Raw genomic sequence first — 19249 nt, forward strand, 5'->3', positions numbered from 1 at the left:
TCGCGGCAACTATATTACGTTGCTTGATAGCGTACTGAGCTCAGAGATACGACGTTGCCGTCTTACATCTTCGCGACACAACCCGGTGCCGCCGACATTAGAACCGAAAGAAGCAATTCGTGCAATGCCGGCAGGGTAGCGAGTCTTCACGCAGCAGGAGAAGTACTAGTTCAAAGCCAGTCTCGCTGTTCGGCGCTGATATCTTGGCGAGTTGCGTCGAACTCGTACATTTCAGCTATACGCTCCAAGCAGGCGGCCGTCCGGGGGTACTCAAACCGCAGGGCTATGGCATCACGTCGGAGCTTCATGGCCGCGTTCCGCTCCAAGATGCCTCCATCGTGTGGCATCCGAACTGTTACACCACGGCGATTGTAGACTCCTCTCTCGAAGCCTCGTTCTATTTCACGACTCCGATTTACTTCAATAACATCTCTCACAGCGGCCGGCGGCCAAGCATCGGTGCCCTCCGGCCTGGCAGCCGAGAGTATCTCGCCGATCCTACTTTCGCCATACTTTGCCCGCCCCGACTCGGCGAGAAGGACTCTGCTTTGCGTTACCCAGGAATCAAGTACTCTGCTGTCAATCTTTCCTTGGTCATCGGCCCCGGGTACTTGAGCCCAGTCATGCAGCACATCAAGCGCTTGGCCTGCCAAGCTCTGCATACGCTCCAGGTTTGTTGGCTCCGGCTCCACAATGCCGCTACCTTCTTCAGGACCACAGATGAGCTTTACGAGGTGGACGAAGAACGCGGGATTATGTGTCAGCGCTCGATGTAATTTACGCGGGGAGCGCTGCGAGTACCGGAGCACCTGGTAATACACCCACTCCAGGCCAGCAATTTCTTCCTCGTTGACGTTCGGACTATCTGCCAGATAGTCAAGGATGACGCCAACGTGATGAGCAAACATCGTCGCCGCATTACCCTCCACCGGCTGCTTAGCATTTGCTGCGGCGTGCAAAGAGGAAATGAGGAGCCGACTATCGGGCCTCAGTTGAATATGGCCACCCATCCAACCTACAACGTCAACTGCTCGGTCCGCTTTCAACAGCTGCTCGGCGAAGTACGCGACTTCGAACTCGCCTCCCACTGAGTACACTTGCAGTGTGCGCCAGTATTTCTCGCTCAGCGACGATCCGCGACTATCAATCTCTGCCCACGTCGACATGCAAGCTGGAAGCGCTTGGACCAAGTGAAGCTCTGCTTGCTCGCCCCAAGCCTCTTCAATAGCCAGCTGCCACAAGCTTCCAACTAGTCGGTCTCCTTCGGATCCAGCCTGCACCTTCAGGCCATAGAGAATTCCGAGCCCGACCTCAATATCGACCATGTGAGCGGCCGATATTCCGTGCTTCATGAGCGTGATCTTCGACTCTTGGGTCTTGCTTGTCGCTGCAATCGCCACGCCAAGTGGCCGATGCATCGTGACCGACGATGCAAACGTGAATATTTCATCAGCCGAAAGTTCATCTACCAATCTTTCGGCAGCCTTGCGTTGCTCAAGTTCCAAACTTACTTGCTGCTGCCCCCAGTCCACGTTAGGCGTCAACTCTACCGCCCCCGGTCGAAAGAGCCAACGAACTGTCTCTTGGATCTCTGTCGGCTGAAGCATGCCAAATATCACCTCAAGTGGCGCTAGCGTGGCCTCATCCATCGCCCAAGATGCCTCTGCAAATGCGCGATTCTTTGCCAACACGCCGCGTAGCTCATCACGAATCGCTTCAATATCCGCTGGCGCCTGGATACAGCGGACTACATTCGTAAGCTGGTCTACCGCCGCAGCACGCCAACTCTTGTCAAATCTCGGCCAATAGGCTAGCAGCGTCAGCCAGCGGTCCGGGTCGTCCCCTGCTTGAGTGAGAAGCCGTTCACCAATGGCTTTCGCAGCCGTAGCTGCGGCCGCATGCGTGACCACCTCCTTTTCCTCCGGAGTAAAGTCGCGCCAATTAGGTTTTGCTGATGGCTCAGAAACGTCGTGGGGACGCGGGGCTAAGGCAAGTAGCAGTTGCCAGCCAATAGCAGGACTCGTTCTCACGATGCGGTCAATTACCTTGAGCCTTTCTGACGCTGTGGCATACGTTTGTGGCAACCAGGTAACAAAGATCCGCCGGAGCGATGCAAACGGTCGATTGCTCCATTTACCCCCGGGGTCTATTTCATGCAATCGAGCTAGTAACGTTGCAGCGGCACCCAAATAATCACGACTCCGCGCTAGCATCTCAAGTGCCCAGAGCAACTCCGACAGATATTCATTCGGGTGAAACAGTCCCTCGTCCGAGCGAAACAGGGATGCAATAGGCGGATCCGTACCCTCCAGCCCTCTATCAATCGCATCTAGGAATGCGTCAGGGGCTGCCTCGGCAAGATTCCTGAAGTCGCTTGAGAGCGACCACCATAGTGCCGCGTCGGCATCATTAAAGAGCTTACGTACAGCGCGATCGACACTTTGCCCGATTGCGGGGATGAGAGTTGCCTTTTCTGGAAACAACGCAATTGCAATTATCGCTTCCGTCAGGCCGCCGCGAATCGCTCTGGAAGGCTGCTCTTCGAATTCACCCTCCGCTTCGTAGTAGATGCTCTTTGGTCTAGTTGCGAATCGGGGATTGACTGCACTAAGAACCGTCTGAAACGTCTCTTCGAATCGCTCGAACTGGCTCGGACTTACCTGGCCGCCAATCAGCATCCAAAGGTCTCGAAGGGAAACGACCTTCCATAGGTCTCCAGACCTAACGAGTGGCCCACCGACCGAAGCTGTTAAGGCAGCAAGCACTTCTTCGACTTGTTCATAGGGACGGCCGGCCAATTCGCTTATGACCTGCCTATCCTGTGGCGAGGTTCCTACCCAAGCACCCGCGAACATTGCAGCGACGAGCTCAGGAGTTGCCCGCTTCGCCCACTCTGGTTGGCTATGTGGTGCAACTGGCAGCATGCGGCGAAGAACCGTAATACTTCTACCAGACGCGTGCGCAAACCGATGAGCGTCTGTTTCCTCCATTCCCGCCCGCATTAGAACTGACTTCAAGTCAGACTTCCACGGCCTGCGCAGTCGCCGTAGGCTCCCTGCGTGGCCGTTTGCTGCGGGGCCAAATGCTATGAAGACATGATGGCCATCGTCAGCCAAGCGCCGCGCTAAACCAGCGTCCGCTTCAATAAGTGCGACGATGAGTGGCGAACCAAGGCCGATCAACTGCCGGGCCGAATCAGAGGTATCGGCGACTACGCACCGACCCAAATGCCACAGCCGGTAGCGTTCCGGCAATGGACTTAAAGCAGCAAAGAGAAAGGCCACTGCCTCCTCCGGAGCCTCCGCTTGAATGGAAAGCAATCCAGGAGAGTTCCTCAACCATTTATGGACCACCGTCTGGTCATCATCACGCCCCGCCAGAATGACATCTGTGGTCAGTGGCAATTCGGTTGCGCGTATCCACTCGGACCAGACTTCTTCCAAGTTTCGAAGCCCTTGCGGGCGGCATCCGATACTGACCGACAACCACTGAGCCACGGACGGATACAACTCCAACCAGTGCACGAGGTCGTCGGAATCAATAACGATAACGTCTCGCCACACTCCGCGTGCCGCTTTTTCTGCGATCCACTCCAGCTTCCTAGTGAACCGCTGTGGCGTCACAAAAACAAACGTCGTGTCTGCAGGGTCGTAGCCAAGCGGATCAGCGCTACGCTTATCGAAATCAGAATCGGCTTTTGAGCGAACTGCGTTCCGCTGAGCTCCAATCTCCCACACAGAGCTTCCTCTTGGAACATAGCCAGAGCCAGCGACGGTTCTGCACCGGCCATCCCAGCCGGGATACTGGACGCTCTCTCCAGCAGGGAAACAAACTTCGGCAGCTGGCCCAACGGTCGCAAAAATCAAGCGTCGAACTAGTTCCGGCATCCCACTCTGACCGTCCCGGCGCTCTGCCCATTGCGAAAGATGAGTGGAATCTACCCAGCGTATGAGCCCGCCGGGACGATGAAGGCTAAGCCCGGGCAGCTGTGCTGATTCCGCGACGGCGTCGGTTGCAAACTGAATACCTGCTGCCTTGAATGTGTCTTGTATGGCTTGGTTGTCGCCATTAGAAAGGGGGCGGAAGCCGCGCTCATAGTCTGCAATTGCCGAGGCTACAACGCTCGCCTTTTCTGCCAACTCGCGCTGAGACCATGCAAGTAGTGCTCGAGCAGCCTTAATTTGTTCCGAGACCAGCCCCCCCTCACTCATCTCCGACCTCACAAATGTGGTATGAAGTCATGGTGACACGGGGAATCAGGGCGTCAAGTGCTTTTTTCGATGTGTCAGCTACCTTACCGATGAGGTTTGAATTCGGCCTGAAACGCGACTGACCCGCATTCAATTGGTTGGTTGCCATGGCGCAGCCATCCGACGGGCATTGGGTGTTTCGCCATGGCGAATGCGGCAGTTATTCTTCGGCAACCAAGAACCGATTCGGGTTCTTGCCCAACCATGCCGGCGCCCTACCCCGGCCCGACCAGGTCTTACCGGTCTTCGGGTCGCGATACTTTGGAGGCAACGGTTCCTTGGCTGCCTTAGCAACGCCGCCTCCGGCGGGTCGACCGCGACGGCGCTTGCCTTGGATGTCTTCGACGGACAAGCCGTATTGCTCCATCAGAGTGCGGATCTGCTCAATGACGCCAGCCACTTCAGTGGCACGGACTTCGGCGAGTTGAGCTTCCAGTGCTTCCTTTTGGGCGAGCAGTTGCTTGTAGGTTGCCATTGTGGTTGTTCTCCTTGTTGGTTTGTCAACTAGCGTTGGCACACCTAGCTTAACAGCCTCCGACCGTGTTTCGAAAGCGATTGAGAAATCGCCAAAGGTTTCCCCGACGTTGAAATGGATACATTCAGCGTAAAATGGACGCCGTTCATCGGAGCCTATCGGCACGAATCGTCCAGAGAAAAGCGAGAAGCATGGCAATCAAGCAGATTACGAAGCTTCAGGGTTACCGCATCTTCAGGAACTTCAGGTGGAACGGGCTTCCTGACTTCAGTCGCTACAACTTAATCTACGGCTGGAATGGCACGGGGAAAACGTCTCTCTCCACGCTCTTTCGATTCCTCCAACGAGGCGAAGCTCCCGATGCGACTTCGGTGGAGTTGCTGTTGGAGAGTGGTGTAATGAAAGGCGCAGACTTCGGGACTGTCGCGCCACCTCCCATCCGAGTATTCAACCGGGATTTTGTCGATCGAAACGTCTTCGAAGTGCCCGGCCACGAGCTGCCGCCGGTTTTCTATCTGGGTGAGGACAGCTCAAACAAACAAAAGCAGGTCGCCAAACTGCTTCAGCTCCGGGACGAACTCAACACACAGGCCTCCTCGACTTCCAAACGGTTAGATGCGGCCACGGCGGAATTCAATAGCTTCTGCACCACCCAAGCCCGGAGCATTCGCAATCTTCTTCTCGGTGATCCGCGCTACAACAACTATGAAGCGCCAAGGTTCAAAGAGTTGATGCGTCGCCTCGCAAGCGCAAACAATGCGGCCGTCCCGCTGGACGATGCCGAGCGCAAACGGTTGGAAGATGCTATTGAAGGCAGGGCAATGCCCAAGCTTCCACCGCCCACTTCTGGAAACATTCAGCTCCCCGAACTCACACAAGCCGTCATTGACGAGCTTCGGGTCACAGTTGTTTCGAGCACCATCGAAAAGCTCGTTCGCTCCCCACAGCTCGCAGACTGGGTAGAGAGAGGTATTCACCTGCATGGCCAGGACGCGACGAACTGCCTATTTTGTGAACAGCCTCTGCCATTTCTTCGGCTAGAGACGCTCGCTGCGCACTTTAACGACGATTTCAAAGCACACCAAGATCGCCTGCAAAAGCTCATCGACACCGTCGGGTCGCTTCGCAGTGAGGCGCTGGCAAAGACCATCCCAGAGCGGTCTGCCCTCTATCCCCATCTCCACCCAGAATTTGATTCAGCCATCGCGCAACTAAGAAGTCAGACTCTGGCCGTCGAGATGTATCTAAAGGGGGTGCAACGCGCTCTTGAGGAAAAGGTCAAGGAGCCCTTCCACTCGCTTACTCTTACCGACTATCTTCCAAAGCTCGATGTCTCCGCTGATTCTGGATTCGCCAAGTTCATCGAACTCATGTTCAATGGTGTAACGGCAATTAGCGCATTGTCAGGCTTCTCGGCGGTCCAGCGGCTACTTAACGTGGTCAAGAAGCACAACGAACATACCGACAATTTTGATGCGGCAGCAGCAACCGCTCGAGACGCGTTGGAGCTCGATGAAGGAGCGAAATACTTTGAGGATTGGCGTTCACGAACGGCGACTATAACCGAGCTCACGGTAGCAGCGGACGATGCGGCCATCAGGCTGAGGCCAATTGCCGGCCAAGTGAGAGATCTTCAGCGCGAGATTCGACAGCACCTCAAGCCCGCCGAGGAGCTCAACCGCGAGATGGCAGCCTACCTGGGAAGGGACGAGCTGCACTTCGAGGTCAAGGACACGGGTTACACCATCATGCGTGGATCATTGCCGGCCATGCATCTAAGCGACGGGGAACGAACTGCCATTGCCTTCATGTACTTCTTGAAGACATTGAGTGACGCGACATTCGACATCAAGAACGGCATTGTAGTCATTGACGACCCGGTATCGAGCCTGGACGCGAATTCGCTGTACTGCGCCTTCGGCTACATGAAGACGCGTACGAAAGACGCAAAGCAGATCTTCATCCTTACCCACAACTTTAGCTTCTTCCGACAAGTTAAGAATTGGTTCAACTACGCAGGGAAGATCAACAACAAACCGTACGAGCCCGCCAAGTCCAAGGACACACACTTCTATATGCTCGCACCGACGTTAGAAGACGGGCAGCGAAGTGCCACCCTCCGCACGTTGGACCCGCTCTTGCATGAATACGAGTCGGAGTATCACTACCTTTTCCGGTGCGTCAGCGATGGTTCCAAAGCGGCTGCGCCAAAGAGTCTCGCTGAGGTGTATGGCCTGCCCAATATTGCGCGACGGCTGCTGGAGTCCTTCCTATCGTTCCGCGTACCTGGCCGGGCGGGAAATCTGGGACAGCAGCTGGATGCACTCCAAGGCGACGCGGCAACGAAGGCTAGAGTCGTTCGGTTTTTGCACACTCACTCTCATATGGAGCAAGTCGAAGCTGACCACGACCTGTCGGTGCTATCCGAGGCGCCTGCTGTACTGACGGACTTGCTCAGTCTTATCCAAACAAATGACAAAGATCACTACGAGGCAATGATGAAGATCATCTAGCCCAACGGGGTTCTATTGCATTGGCATGGGCACCCAGGAACGAGGTGAGACTATTTGTGCGCGCCTATATCCTGGCCCGACCATCGCAGGCACAGGCATGAGGTGAGACTTCTTGTGCAAGTAATACACCGCGCAAAAAATGCGCGACCACGAAGGCCGCGCACTTGAGAGCTCTTAAGCGTACCTTCTTGCCTTTCGTCCAACTTCAACGTGCGGCATGAGGGCCTGGGCCATCGAACTGGTTGCCATGATGTTCACAAAGACATGGCGCAGTGGCACGCCTGGGATGTCGGACGTCGCAGCCTTCTGCAACTGGCCACTTAAAACCAAATCACGCAGCTCATATGCGGTACTGGCGCTCGGTACCGCGTCCGGGCCACCCCTAAAGGCTTCATTTCGAAGCGGACCTGTTATCGCGTCGACAACAACGAACGATGCGTCCCAAGAGTTGTCTGTTTCGACGTAGAACAGGAACGGAAGACGCCCCACTGTCCGCCACATGTCGATTGCCGCCCACATCGTTGAGTCGAGAATATCTGCCACGAAGTAGAACTGCAAATCCCCCATCTGGAACCGGAGCGTCTGCAGCTTTCGCCCCTCGTCAAGGTCGATGCACCCGAAGCCGAGGTTCGACTTTTCATACGTTGAGCCCAAGAGGTGTCGTTTTTTCTTGGGGATTGCGCACGTAAGTACAGGCATGTTGCCAGGCAAACCTCGCGCTTGCCTGAACGGGGCGCCCACTTCGTCCAATGCGCGCAGAATTCCGATAGGCAAACGATTCGGGCCCACAGTGTAGTTAATATCCATTTCCAATGTCCTGCTGAAGTTATGACTAGGGATTGCGCGCTCTAGTCGAACGCGGCAGATGAGATCCTCGTGGCGCCATGCACCGTCGTGGATGTCTGCGATCTGCAATCCCGTATAGCGCCAAAACTCCTGCATCTGACATGACCCGGAATCATCCGGATGCAGAGGGTTTCCAGCTGCGAATGACCGCATGTTAAGGCGTGAATTTCGCAGGGGAAAGCGCCCAAATGAGCCGTTCGTGGAGCGCCTTGAAGCCCGCCGAAAAAACTGGTTTGAAATAAGCAGAGAGTTTCAGATTAGGGGAAACACTCTAAACAGCGAGGTTTTTTCGGGCCGTGCACCCTCTGCGGCGTTCGGCCTTCAAGGACGGCCTCGCTCGGTCTGCCACGATCGACATCGGCTCTACGCCAGCGAAGTGGAAAGCGAGGGCCGAGATGCGCGGGCGGTGGCAAGGTCTGGGGTGACCTCGGACACGGCGGAGGATGATGGCGGCAGTGATGTTGGAGCCGACGGCAACACTCATTGCATCGGTCGATAAACGTGTAATCGCCCCGCTGCGGCGAGCCGAAAGTTGGGCTGCCAGGGCGACGTCCGGGGTCCAATTCGCTCAACGGACCCCGAATCCGCTCAGAAATGAGCGGATACTTGAGCGGATACTCAAGAACTGTGTCGTTTAAGTCACTCGCGCGACAAACACCAAGCCAAACATCAGGCCTCGGCGAGCGGGGCAAACCGCCGCTTGGCGATGCACTGGTCTCGAATCTGACGAGCGAAGGAAGCGCGAGGACTCGAGTATTCGATGTCAATCGGCCCGGGCCACCACTGCAAGCCAAACGTCCACGTCTGTGCGACGCCAGCGAAGTGGAAAGCATGGTCCGAGGTAAGCAGGCGCGGGCAACGTATGAGGTTGCCGTTTAAAACGGCGCAGGACGGTAGCAGGACTGACCTTGAGGATGGCGGCGAGGTCGTGTGCGTCTAGGTAGGCGGGCGATAGCGGTTGCATGCCGAGTATAGGCAAGACCGTTGCGCAGGCGGTGCCATTGTGGACTATAGATCCGTGCATGTGGGCAGCCGCGCGCGGGCGCCATGGCGTGCTCTGGGCCCCGGCTCAACGCTGCATCGCCGATTGCATCGTCGGTCGTCCATACCGGCCGGGCTCGCCGGCATGGACAATAAGCCAGAGGTTGAACTAACACACGCCGATGTGCCTTTGCTTAATGGGAAATATTCCAGCGAACGAGAGCGGACGATTGTGTGGGAAGCCGAGTGTGTGCATGACGTCTTCACCCTCGCTGATGGCATCGGCCGGCACGACCGCCGTTTGCTCATCAGCAAGCCGGCACATATCGTCCCACGTCTTCTCTGGTTGCTGGCCTTGGTTCTCTGGCGCCAATAGCACGCGACTTGCTTCTGCCCAATCGTCCTCGCTGAACGGGCACGTCTTCAGGTGGTACCTCCACACTTCGCCGTGTTGGGTACCAAAGATGAACGGCACGATGCCTGAGTGCCGCCAATCTAAGACTGCGGATGAGGCCGCCGAATCATCCATGGCAGCGAACACGGAGACTTCAAGTCTCTCAAACTGGAATCTGATGCCTAGTACGCGTCCGTACTTTCCCTGAATAGCCTCAAACTTCAAGCCAACAATATCTGCGTCCTCGGGAATGCAATGGACGTAAGACGCTGTAATTGGCACTCTGACAATAGCGGTATAAATGCTGATTCCGGCGGGCGCTTGCACTCCATATTCAGAACCGCGAGGCGCAAAATGGCCAAAGTCGCTTACCAGATATGCGAACTCGGGAAACTCAGTCGCTGCTACTGCCGGCATCGTCTTTCTCAGGGTGGGCAGGTTCGCGCTCATTGCTATTCAGGCCTCCACCCAATTCATCTGCACGGCACCGCCTTTTGAGGCGTGCCCGAAGCAGCAGCTCAGCCACCAGTACGCCAGGTAGAACTCAGGGTCCGCGAACGTCTTAGCGCGTTCTTCCCAGGCTGCGAAGTCCTCGACGAGCTTTTGGGCGGCCTTTGGCCCGTAAGTTGCCGATGTCCTGGACGGATGGAGAATTTCACGGAAGGGAACCTCTTCGCCCGGTTCGGCGCCTCCGGCGGGGTGAAAGCCAACCATTTGTGCCAGTACGTCGTGCCAATCTCGACCTTCGCATCCGACGGCGAGCGAGTAATGAATACACCGGTCGTACATAAACTCCGCTCCGCGCGGGAACTCGGTTGTCAGGCTGTCAATCTGTGAAATGTATATGGAATTACCGATAAATTTTCTTTTTTCCCTGTCCCAGCGGATGTATTCATTGTCTATGCCATCTTCATATGCCACGCGATTGAGATTGCTGAAGACGCTGTAGATGGGATGGGCGTAGCTCACTGTCGTTAATCCTAATAAATAGAGGGTGTACGGGTTCGCTGCGACACGTTGGAGTCGCATGCATGAACTTGAATATAGCGATCTCAAACCGCCGTGGCACGCGAAAATTCATGCGCGGCAGAAGGGCCTGAGGCGTTTTCGGACGGTGAAACCGAAAATCTCGTACCTAATAAAATGAGATTTTCTAGTTACCGAGGATCGCAAAATCTGTGCGATATTCGACCAGTCTCACGATCTGCGTGACATGCTCGGCCATGTGTTCCTGTCTGGGCAGCGCCCTTCTGATGCTGACGAGAATTGCTGGGCTCTCAACATGCCCCCGCGCCACCGAACAGGCAGGCGGAGGCAATTTGCTGCGGCCTACGCGGCGTAGCTATGTACGGATGCAGAGCGGTGATGGCGTAGCGATGCGGAGCGCTATGTCGGCACAGGACTTCACATACTTCAGTGCTTTGAAATTGTCCGGCCGCGGCAGAGGCGGCACGTGCTCACTCACGAGGGGAAACGCTGCCCCATGGGTTTCGCAGAATGCGAGGATGCTTGCCCAACGCTCATGGATATCGCTGGGCTCCTGATTACCTCGGCCGTCCCCAAACGACGGTATGCACTCCGGTATCGCCATGATGATGCGATATCGCTCTTCCTTCGCCTCTTCGACGCCGAGCACGATGGGAACCACGCCGAATTGCCTCCAGCCGTCAATGAACATCCAGATATCTGGATCATCAGGTTCGGTGAGCCATACGATGTTCAGTTCGCCAAGCGAGAGCTTCACTGTAAGAATGTGGTGCCCATCGAGGATGTCGCGCTCTATCTGTATGGTTGCCGGCGCCGAGCAGTCGGGTGGGAGGTCCTGGATGCTCGGAACTGCCAGCGGGCAAGTCAGCGCCATAGCGTACGGCGGCAGTCCTGCCGCGATGGGGTTCGGGTCGCTCAAGAACCGAAGGAGGAAATCTACTTGGCCGAGGGCAAGAACACCGTCGCCGAAGTTATTAACGCGTTTGAGGTTAAGAGACACGTGCACTATTCACTGTGAGTTGCGAGGCCGGCCGACTTGCCGCTCGCCCAGGACAGGTGCCTGTAAATGAGTGTAGGTGCGCGTGTCGATGATGATTGACAGCGATCGCAGCCCACGTACGCTCTCGAAGCGTTGCTATCGAGAATTTTCCTTGGCAGCAACGTCGATTTTCTGACGTGTGCAGGTCCAAACTTCTTCACAACCCGCGAGCGTTAGCAATGACTCACTTCGGGAAATATTTCGAGAAGGATCATTGCGTCGACGGCGACCCGCCGAGGCGCAGTCAGGGCAAAGTACGAATCGATCCGCCTGAAAGCAGCGTCGTGAAAGGCTGAAGTTCACGGTCCGCGGGAAGGCAGTGGTGACGGGCATGACTGAGTCGACACGTGCACCCTGGAGCGCCGCGAGCCGAGTCTGGGAGGAGCAGGGTCGGGCTAACTAGGCGCTGCGCTGAGGCGGCACTTGGGAGGGTCTGCCCAATGCGCCATAGACTCAACTCTGCAGTCGGCTCTGCGACCGGAGCAGCGCCCGGCGGCCCCGACCGAGGAAGGCTAGCCTGGAACTACACTTGATATGGAGACTTGGAATGCGCGGCTGCCCAACAGGGCGAAAACCTGCGTTGGCTCGTTCTCGGCGCATGACTACAGGTCGACCAACTGAAGCCATGAGACGCCATCGCCTAGAGGGTCTCCTTCCCCGCTTGGCGAGGCTGCAACTCGGAAAAGGGTGCGAGATATGAGAGCAGATTCGTGCAACGCGGCCTTGCGGGCGAGCCCCCGAAAGCGCCAGCTAGCTATCTGCGTGAATACATTTCGCAAGCACTTTAATGTTTTGCAAGCGCTTTAATGTTTTGCAAGATCTTTAATGTGCAAGGTCACAGGCCCTCCCCCGACTCCCCTATACTGCATCCGTCCCTTCACGGAAGCATGAACTATGGAATTCGCTCCTGGCATCAGCCAGCTTGCGGGGTTGCTGGCCGACCCGGGCCGCGCCGCGATGCTGTGGGCGCTGATGGACGGCAGCGCCCGGCCCGCCGGCGAACTGGCGTTGATCGCCGGATTGTCCGCGTCGTCGACCAGTGGACACCTGACCCGCCTCTCCGAAGGCGGCTTGCTGGTGGTGGAAACTCGCGGGCGCAATCGCTACTATCGGCTTGCCACGCCGGAAATTGGCGTGGCTATCGAGGCGCTGGCCACCGCGTCACTGGCCAGCCAGCCGCCGCGCATGCGTGCCGTGCCTGTTTCGCGCACCACGCCGCCTGCGCTGAAGCAGGCACGAACTTGCTACGACCACCTGGCCGGGGAACTTGCTGTGGGGCTTTTCGAACGAATGTCGCAGGCGGGCTGGATCGCCGTGGACGGCACGCGGGTCGACTTGACCGGAGATGGCACGCAGGCCATGGGGCAGTTGGGCATCGACGTGGATGCGGCGCGGCGCAAGCGGCGGCAGTTCGCCTGCACATGCCCCGACTGGAGCGAGCGCAAGCCGCATCTGGGCGGGGCGCTCGGGGCCGCGCTGCTGCAGGCGATGCTGGCGCACGGCTGGATAGAACCTACAAGCACGTCGCGCGCGTTGCGCGTGACACCACGTGGGCAAAATGAAATCGGAAAGGTAGCGGCAGGAGAGAACAGATGGCGATAGAACTGGAAGACGATGCGCAGGACGCCGTAAGCCGGCTGTTCGCGCTGATCAACCTGGGTGACACGCAACAGACCACACGGCAGCTCACGCTCCTCGAGGAAGCCCTGGAAGACGCCGAGGAAGACGACGTCGACTCGGAGGCATTGCTCTCTCAGATCAAGGAGATCATCGACTGGGAATCAGGCTTCTATGTCGACTGGAAGGACGTGGAGTCCTTCATCGGCTGCCTGAACCAGTTATGCGAGCGTATCGATCTAGAGATCGATTGGGGCACCGACGATACCGAGGATGAGGATTTCCTCGAAGGCACCAGCGTGCCCGAACTCATGGAGCTGGCGGCCGATCAGCTCCGCGTGGCGGGCTACACGCTCTGGAACTGGGATACGGGCGGCGACGCCTATGCCGGCTGGATCACGCGCAGTGAGGACGACGACGAAATGCTGGAAATCGCCGACACGCTGGGCTTCGACGCCCGCAGCGGCGACCAGCCTTTCTGACGCTCAGTCGAGGGTGATGACGGTGGGCTCGCCATCGTCATCGTTCTGATCTTCCGCGCTCTCCTCAATGCGCGTTGCGGCCGTCACGCGCGCTCCGGGCCGACGCGTTTCTGGCACACCGAGCGTTTCCTCGAGCGCATCCAGAAATGCGCGCACGCTGGCCGGCATCAGCTTGCGGGCGGGCATCAGCACATAGACCTTCAGCGGGGACGATGCGTAGCCAGGCAGCACGCGCACCAGCTTGCCCTCCACAAGTGCCTCGCGTACAAATCGCGGCGACAGGCGTGTCACGCCCAGGCCATCCACCGCGGCATTGAACCGCACTTCCGCGTTGTGCGTGCAGATGCGGGGTTCCACATCCATGGCGAAGGTTTCCACCCCATCGCGCAGGAATTCCCAACGCGTATCGTCAAGATTGCCGACCGTGGGCCAGCCTTGCAAATCCTGCGGCGTGCGCGGCAGTCCGCGCTCGCGAATCAGGGACGGCGCGGCATAGAACGCGCGTTCGATCAGCACCACCCGCTTGCTGGCAAACGAGCTATCGCTCAACCCCGTGTCTGTCATGACGAAGGCCAGGTCGTAGCCGTGGCGGATCAGGTCGGGCTGGTCCCAGCTCACATCGAGTTGCACGCGCAGCGAGGGATGCAGCTTGAGCAGCCGGTTCACCGTCGGCGAAAGGTGCTGCGAACCGACTTCATAGGGTGTGGCGATGCGGATCGTGCCGCTGACTTCTTCGCTGACGGACGCCGCTTCGGCGCTGATCTCGCGCAGTTCGCCGAACAGTGGCGCCACGCGATCATACAGTTGCTGGCCGCGCTGGGTGACGCGCACCCGACGCGTGGTCCGCTCGAACAATCGCACGCCGAGTTGCCCTTCCAGCCGCGCCACCGCGGCGCTCGCCGATGACTTCGGGACTTCGGCCAGTTCGGCCCCCTGTGTGAAGCCGCCCCCTTCCACCACGCGGCAGAAGATTTCCCAGTCCTTCCAGTCGATCGATTTCATTGCGCACCTTGTTCACGCGAACACCGGGGAAAACCCTTACCCGATGGGGCGCGATTGTCCCACACCGCGAACAATGATGGAGTCCATGCTCATAGTGTGGGTATTACGGGAGTATGACAGGGTCAGCTTTCTTGGTGCGAATCGGATCCGGTGGCGTCTGAAGTGGCCTTGGCGCGCTGCGGCAGTTCCAGCGCCTGCTCGCTGAACACGTCAGTCGATTCAACGATTGGCGCTCGGCCTCGACGGACATGCCGAGGCCATCATCATCGTCGCGGCCCGCGCCGGGCTCCATGCCATCGAAGAAGCAGGACAGGCCACTTCCCAGCCCGCAACCCCGCTTCGAGGCCAGTGGTCTATGGGTTGCGTTCCGCGAGCGCTTCGAGCAGCGCTTGAGACGGCACGAAGAACAGGCTTCCGGTGACTGCCTTGCTGTAGTCGAGCAGCCTGTCGTAATTGCCCGGTGGACGCCCGACGAACATGTTCTCGAGCATCTGCTCGATCGGCGCGGGCGAGCGCGCGTAGCCGATGAAATAGGTGCCAAACTCGCCCTTGCCGGGTGAGCCGAACGGCATGTTGTCACGCAGGATCTTCACTTCCTTGCCGTCCTCTTCCAGCGTCGTCAGCGAGCTGTGCGAGCACGTCGGCTTGATCGACTCATCGAGTTCGATGTCGGACAACTTGGTCCGCCCGATGATGCGCTCCTGCGCCTCGACGGAAAGCTCGTTCCAGCCGGTCATGTCATGCAGGTACTTCTGCACGATCACGTAGCTGCCGCCTGCGAACGATAGGTCCTCGTCACCGATGATCGTGAAATCCACAGCTTCGCGATCCACCGGATTCTCAGTGCCGTCGACAAAGCCCACCATGCTGCGCATGTCGAAGTAGCGGAAGCCATGCACTTCGTCGACCACGGTCACCGCCGCGCCGAGCCGGCCGATCAACTGGGTCGCGAGTTCGAAGCACAGATCCATATGTTCCGCGCGGATATGCAGCAGCAGATCGCCCCGCGTGGCCACGGCGCGTCGATCGCCGGCGCCGAACTCGCGGAATGCATGTAGCGATGCGGGATGCGGGCCCCCGAACAGCGTATCCCAGGCGTCGGTGCCAAAGCCGCAGACACATGACAGATTGCCGCCCGGCACACGTTTGCCGACGGACCGCACGAGCGCTGCGACATCCGCGCACCAGGCACGCACGGTCGCGGCGTGCTCGGCACCGGGCGTCAGCGTCGCGACGATGAAGATCGCGCTGCGGGTAATGGGTTGATAGACGGCCTGGGGTTCGATCGGGTCGTTTGGCATGGGGGAGTGAGTATGGTTATAGCTTCAGACGCTGACTGCGCGAGACAGTCTTCAAGACTAGAACACGTGCCCTAGTTGTGAAAGCCACACCTTGGCATGGGTTTCCGGGACCACGACCATGTTCCGCACCCCATCGTATACGGCACTCAAGCCTTGGCGCAACGCGAAGTCACAACGCAAAGTCACAAGGTCGTTCCCTCGAGGCTCCCTCTATGTCGCAACGCCCACGAACTCGCCCGCTGCTTCCAGCAACCATTCGCGCAGGTGCCCCATCGCATCGCTCATTGGCTGCGTGTCGGGCACCACGAGGTAGTACGCACTCGTCGCGCGCAGTGATCGCGCCACGGGTGTCACCAGCAGCCCGCGCGTCAGGTACTCATCCACCAGGAAACGCGGCACCAACCCGACGCCAAGCCCCGCGCGGGCCGCGCTGATGACCATGCTGTGGTGGTCATAGCGCGCGCCGCGCAGCGCATTGACATCGTCAATGCCGGCGGCCTCCATCCATTGCTTCCAGCCGAAGCTGCGCGTGACCAGGTGCAGTAGCGGCGATCGCGCGATGTCGTTGACGCTGACCCGCTTCTTGCCGCCGAAAAAGTCCGGATGGCAGACGGCGACCGACTCCTCGCCGAACATCCGGTCCACCCGCGCGCCCGGATAGACCGCCTCGCCGAAGTGGATCGCCGCGTCGTACGGCGTGCCCTCGAACAGGAACACATCCGACTGCGCGCGGATGTTGACGATGACCTGCGGGTGGCGGGCATAGAAACCCGGCAGCCGTGGAATCAGCCACTCGACGGCCAGTGTTGGCACGCACGCCAGTTCCACCGTGCCACCCACACCTTCGTGCGCCATGATGTCCAGCGTGTCGCGCTGCAGCTTGCGCAGCATCTCGCGCACCTGGCGGCTGTAGAGCACCCCCGCCGCCGTCAGCGTGATGCGCTGGTTGGCCCGGTGAAAAAGCTGCACGCCAAGCAGGCTTTCCAGCGAGGCGATCTGGCGCGATACCGCGCTCTCCGTGATGTACAGATCCGCCGCCGCGCGCCGCAGATTCAGATGCAGCGCCGCCGCGTCGAAGGCACGCAGGTTGGACAGGCTCGGAAGACGTTGGCGCATGGGGTGGGGGAGGGACTTGTTGACTAAAAGTCATCATCCTATACCGAAATTTCGCTTGAAACCGCCAGCTTGATGAGGAACGATTCGAACTCGCACCGCCGCGCCCCCTCTTAACGCGGCACCCCAGAACGAACAAAGACAAGCAGGACAGGGAGACAACATGAAGCGTTTGATCAGCGCCCTCGCAGCTGCCGGCCTCGCATTCGGCGCGGCTGTTCCCGGCATCGCCGCCGCCCAGGAATTCCCGGCCAAACCCGTACGCATCATCGTGCCGTATCCACCGGGCGGCACCACCGACATGGTGGCGCGCCTGATCGGCGACCAGCTCGCGATCCAGTGGAAGCAAACCGTCCTCGTCGACAACCGCCCCGGCGCAGGCGGCATCGTCGGCACCGGCACGGCGGCCAAGTCCCCGGCCGACGGCTACACGCTGCTGATGGGCTCGGTGGGCGAGTTCGGCATCAATCCGACGCTGTACAAGAAGCTGCCCTACGACGCCGCCGCCGACTTCGTGCCGGTGACGATGGTCGCCAAGGTGCCGAACGTGGTCGTGGTGTCGCCGGCCTTCGCCGAGCGTGCCCATGTGCAGACGCTGGGCGAACTGATCGCCTATCTGAAGGCGCATCCCAAGCACGTGAACATGGCATCGGCCGGCAATGGCACCTCCACGCACCTCGCGGGCGAACTGTTCCAGCGCATGACTGGCACGGAGATGAGCCACGTCGCCTACAAGGGCAGCAGCCCGGCTATCGCCGACCTGATGGGCGGCAGCGTCGATGTGATGTTCGACAACCTGCCGGCATCGCTGCCGTTCATCCGTTCCGGCAAGCTCAAGGCACTGGCAGTGACCACGCCGGCACGCTCGTCTGCGCTGCCCAACGTGCCGACCGTCGCCGCCGCCGGTCCGGTGCCAGGCTTCGACGCCAGCCCGTGGTTCGGCCTGCTCGCGCCGCGTGGTACCCCTGCAGCCGTTGCGCAGAAGATTAGCCAGGACCTGACGCGCGTGCTCGGCGAGCCCGCCGTGCAGGCCAAGATGCGCGAACTCGGCGCCGAACCGGCACCGAGCACGCCCGACGCCTTCGCCGAGGTTCTGAAGAAGGATCGCCAGAAATGGGGCGACATCGTCCGACTGTCCGGCGCCTCGGTGGACTGAAAACCACCCACATTATTCCAACTGCTTCTCCGCGCGTCCCCCGCGCGGCACCTCATCATGATTTCCAACGTCACCTCGCTCGTTTCCCTTAGCCTTGGCACCGAAGCCGCCGCGCGGCTCTCGCAACTGGTGGCCATGCCCACGCTGCCGGCCGGCAAGCTGGGTCACCCCACGCGCGCCGAGATCGCACATGCGCTGAACCTGGTGCTGTTCGCCGGCATCCTGGATCGCGTGCCCACCGGCAAGGCCTACACGGAGGATGTAGCGGCCACGGGCGGCAAGGTGCACTTCGATCACGGCGCGCTGCGCACCGTCCGCTGGCAGGAGAACGGCGCGTTGCCCGCAGGCGAGGCAGCCTTCACGCGTATCCTGCGCCCGCTTGGCTACCGCCTCAATGGCACGTATCCGCTCGACCGCATCGGCATGACGGGCCGCTCGTATGCCCACGCCGACGCGCCGGAGGAAATCGCGCAGTTCTTCCTCAGCGAATTCCATCCCGAGCGCTACAGCGAGGACTTCCAGCAAGCCGTGAGCCGCGTCGTCGGCAACTCCGCCGATCCGCTCACGCCGCGCGCGCAGTCGCTACTGTGGGAGCTGGAACGTGACGGCGCGTTGCCGCTGGCCGATGCCGGGGAACTGATCGACCTGCTGGCCCGCTGCTTCGAGCGTCAGCACGCCACGCCGCACCTGAACGACTACGAACGCCTGCTGGCCGAGTCGTCGGAAATGGCGTGGATTGCCACCGAAGGGAATGCGTTCAACCACGCCACCGACCGCGTGGAGGACGTCTTCGCGGTATCGGACGAACAGAAGCGTGTGGGCCGCCCCATGAAGGAAAAGGTCGAGGTGTCGCAAAGCGGCCGCGTGAAGCAGACCGCGTTCCGCGCCGATCCGGTTCGCCGCGCGTTCGTTGGCGCCAGCGGTGACGAGGTGGTGCGCGAAGTACCGGGTTCGTTCTACGAATTCATCACGCGCGATCGCTATGTGGACGAGGCACAGGCCATCACGCGCACGGACCTGGGCTTCGACGCCGGCAATGCGCAGGGCATCTTCAAGATGACCGCGGCGGCCTGCTGAAGCGCGACGTCCGCAA

General features: G+C 59.4%; 14 protein-coding genes. 5 read left to right on the top strand and 9 right to left on the bottom strand.

Going from position 1 to position 19249, the window contains the following annotated elements; all coding sequences use genetic code 11:
• Positions 1 to 170 precede the first annotated feature (170 nt).
• Together RMET_RS28410 and RMET_RS28415 are read right to left on the bottom strand one after the other, a co-directional pair.
• On the bottom strand, positions 171 to 4139 hold the full coding sequence (locus RMET_RS28410) for an XRE family transcriptional regulator (RefSeq protein WP_231138544.1): 3969 nt from the start codon (positions 4137 to 4139) through the stop codon (positions 171 to 173).
• A gap of 271 nt (positions 4140 to 4410) precedes the next feature.
• Positions 4411 to 4725, bottom strand: coding sequence for an H-NS histone family protein (locus tag RMET_RS28415; protein WP_011519969.1), 315 nt, complete (start codon positions 4723 to 4725; stop codon positions 4411 to 4413).
• 191 nt (positions 4726 to 4916) lie between these two features.
• Here RMET_RS28415 and RMET_RS28420 point away from each other — a divergent pair, with 191 nt between their 5' ends.
• Positions 4917 to 7238: an ATP-binding protein gene (locus RMET_RS28420; protein WP_029309873.1), complete on the top strand. Its 2322-nt coding sequence runs from the start codon at positions 4917 to 4919 to the stop codon at positions 7236 to 7238.
• Positions 7239 to 7412: 174 nt separating this feature from the next.
• Here the strand turns inward: RMET_RS28420 and RMET_RS28425 are convergent, their stop codons facing one another.
• The 4 genes from RMET_RS28425 to RMET_RS28445 form a co-directional block, all read right to left on the bottom strand.
• Positions 7413 to 8180, bottom strand: a complete 768-nt coding sequence (locus RMET_RS28425; protein WP_029309874.1) for a hypothetical protein — start codon at positions 8178 to 8180, stop codon at positions 7413 to 7415.
• A 1054-nt stretch (positions 8181 to 9234) separates the two neighbouring features.
• The gene (locus tag RMET_RS28435) at positions 9235 to 9909 is read right to left on the bottom strand and encodes a hypothetical protein (RefSeq protein ID WP_011519975.1); all 675 of its coding nucleotides are present in this window, start codon (positions 9907 to 9909) and stop codon (positions 9235 to 9237) included.
• 6 nt (positions 9910 to 9915) lie between these two features.
• Positions 9916 to 10428 carry a hypothetical protein gene (locus RMET_RS31870; RefSeq protein ID WP_152560206.1) on the bottom strand — a complete coding sequence of 171 codons (513 nt, stop codon included), beginning with the start codon at positions 10426 to 10428 and terminating at the stop codon, positions 9916 to 9918.
• 373 nt (positions 10429 to 10801) lie between these two features.
• The gene (locus RMET_RS28445; protein WP_152560207.1) at positions 10802 to 11446 is read right to left on the bottom strand and encodes a hypothetical protein; all 645 of its coding nucleotides are present in this window, start codon (positions 11444 to 11446) and stop codon (positions 10802 to 10804) included.
• A 933-nt stretch (positions 11447 to 12379) separates the two neighbouring features.
• Here RMET_RS28445 and RMET_RS28450 point away from each other — a divergent pair.
• Both RMET_RS28450 and RMET_RS28455 read left to right on the top strand, forming a co-directional pair.
• On the top strand, positions 12380 to 13087 hold the full coding sequence (locus tag RMET_RS28450) for an ArsR/SmtB family transcription factor (protein ID WP_011519978.1): 708 nt from the start codon (positions 12380 to 12382) through the stop codon (positions 13085 to 13087).
• Complete coding sequence (locus RMET_RS28455; RefSeq protein ID WP_011519979.1) at positions 13078 to 13584, top strand: DUF6630 family protein; 507 nt, start codon at positions 13078 to 13080, stop codon at positions 13582 to 13584. The genes RMET_RS28450 and RMET_RS28455 overlap by 10 nt, the downstream gene beginning before the upstream one ends.
• A 3-nt stretch (positions 13585 to 13587) precedes the next feature.
• On the opposite strand, the gene RMET_RS28460 is transcribed toward RMET_RS28455, so the two are convergent.
• The 3 genes from RMET_RS28460 to RMET_RS28470 all read right to left on the bottom strand — a co-directional run bounded on the left by RMET_RS28460 (position 13588) and on the right by RMET_RS28470 (position 17003).
• Complete coding sequence (locus RMET_RS28460) at positions 13588 to 14586, bottom strand: LysR family transcriptional regulator (RefSeq protein ID WP_011519980.1); 999 nt, start codon at positions 14584 to 14586, stop codon at positions 13588 to 13590.
• A gap of 353 nt (positions 14587 to 14939) precedes the next feature.
• Positions 14940 to 15887: a Dyp-type peroxidase gene (locus RMET_RS28465; protein ID WP_011519981.1), complete on the bottom strand. Its 948-nt coding sequence runs from the start codon at positions 15885 to 15887 to the stop codon at positions 14940 to 14942.
• Between the two features lie 210 nt (positions 15888 to 16097).
• Complete coding sequence (locus RMET_RS28470) at positions 16098 to 17003, bottom strand: LysR substrate-binding domain-containing protein (protein WP_011519982.1); 906 nt, start codon at positions 17001 to 17003, stop codon at positions 16098 to 16100.
• 160 nt (positions 17004 to 17163) lie between these two features.
• Here RMET_RS28470 and RMET_RS28475 point away from each other — a divergent pair, with 160 nt between their 5' ends.
• Positions 17164 to 18156, top strand: a complete 993-nt coding sequence (locus RMET_RS28475) for a Bug family tripartite tricarboxylate transporter substrate binding protein (RefSeq protein WP_011519983.1) — start codon at positions 17164 to 17166, stop codon at positions 18154 to 18156.
• A gap of 57 nt (positions 18157 to 18213) precedes the next feature.
• The gene (locus RMET_RS28480; RefSeq protein WP_011519984.1) at positions 18214 to 19233 is read left to right on the top strand and encodes a DUF1338 domain-containing protein; all 1020 of its coding nucleotides are present in this window, start codon (positions 18214 to 18216) and stop codon (positions 19231 to 19233) included.
• Positions 19234 to 19249: the final 16 nt, after the last annotated feature.

Origin of the sequence: Cupriavidus metallidurans CH34 (genome assembly GCF_000196015.1) — a bacterium.
GTDB classification, from domain to species: Bacteria; Pseudomonadota; Gammaproteobacteria; order Burkholderiales; family Burkholderiaceae; genus Cupriavidus; species Cupriavidus metallidurans.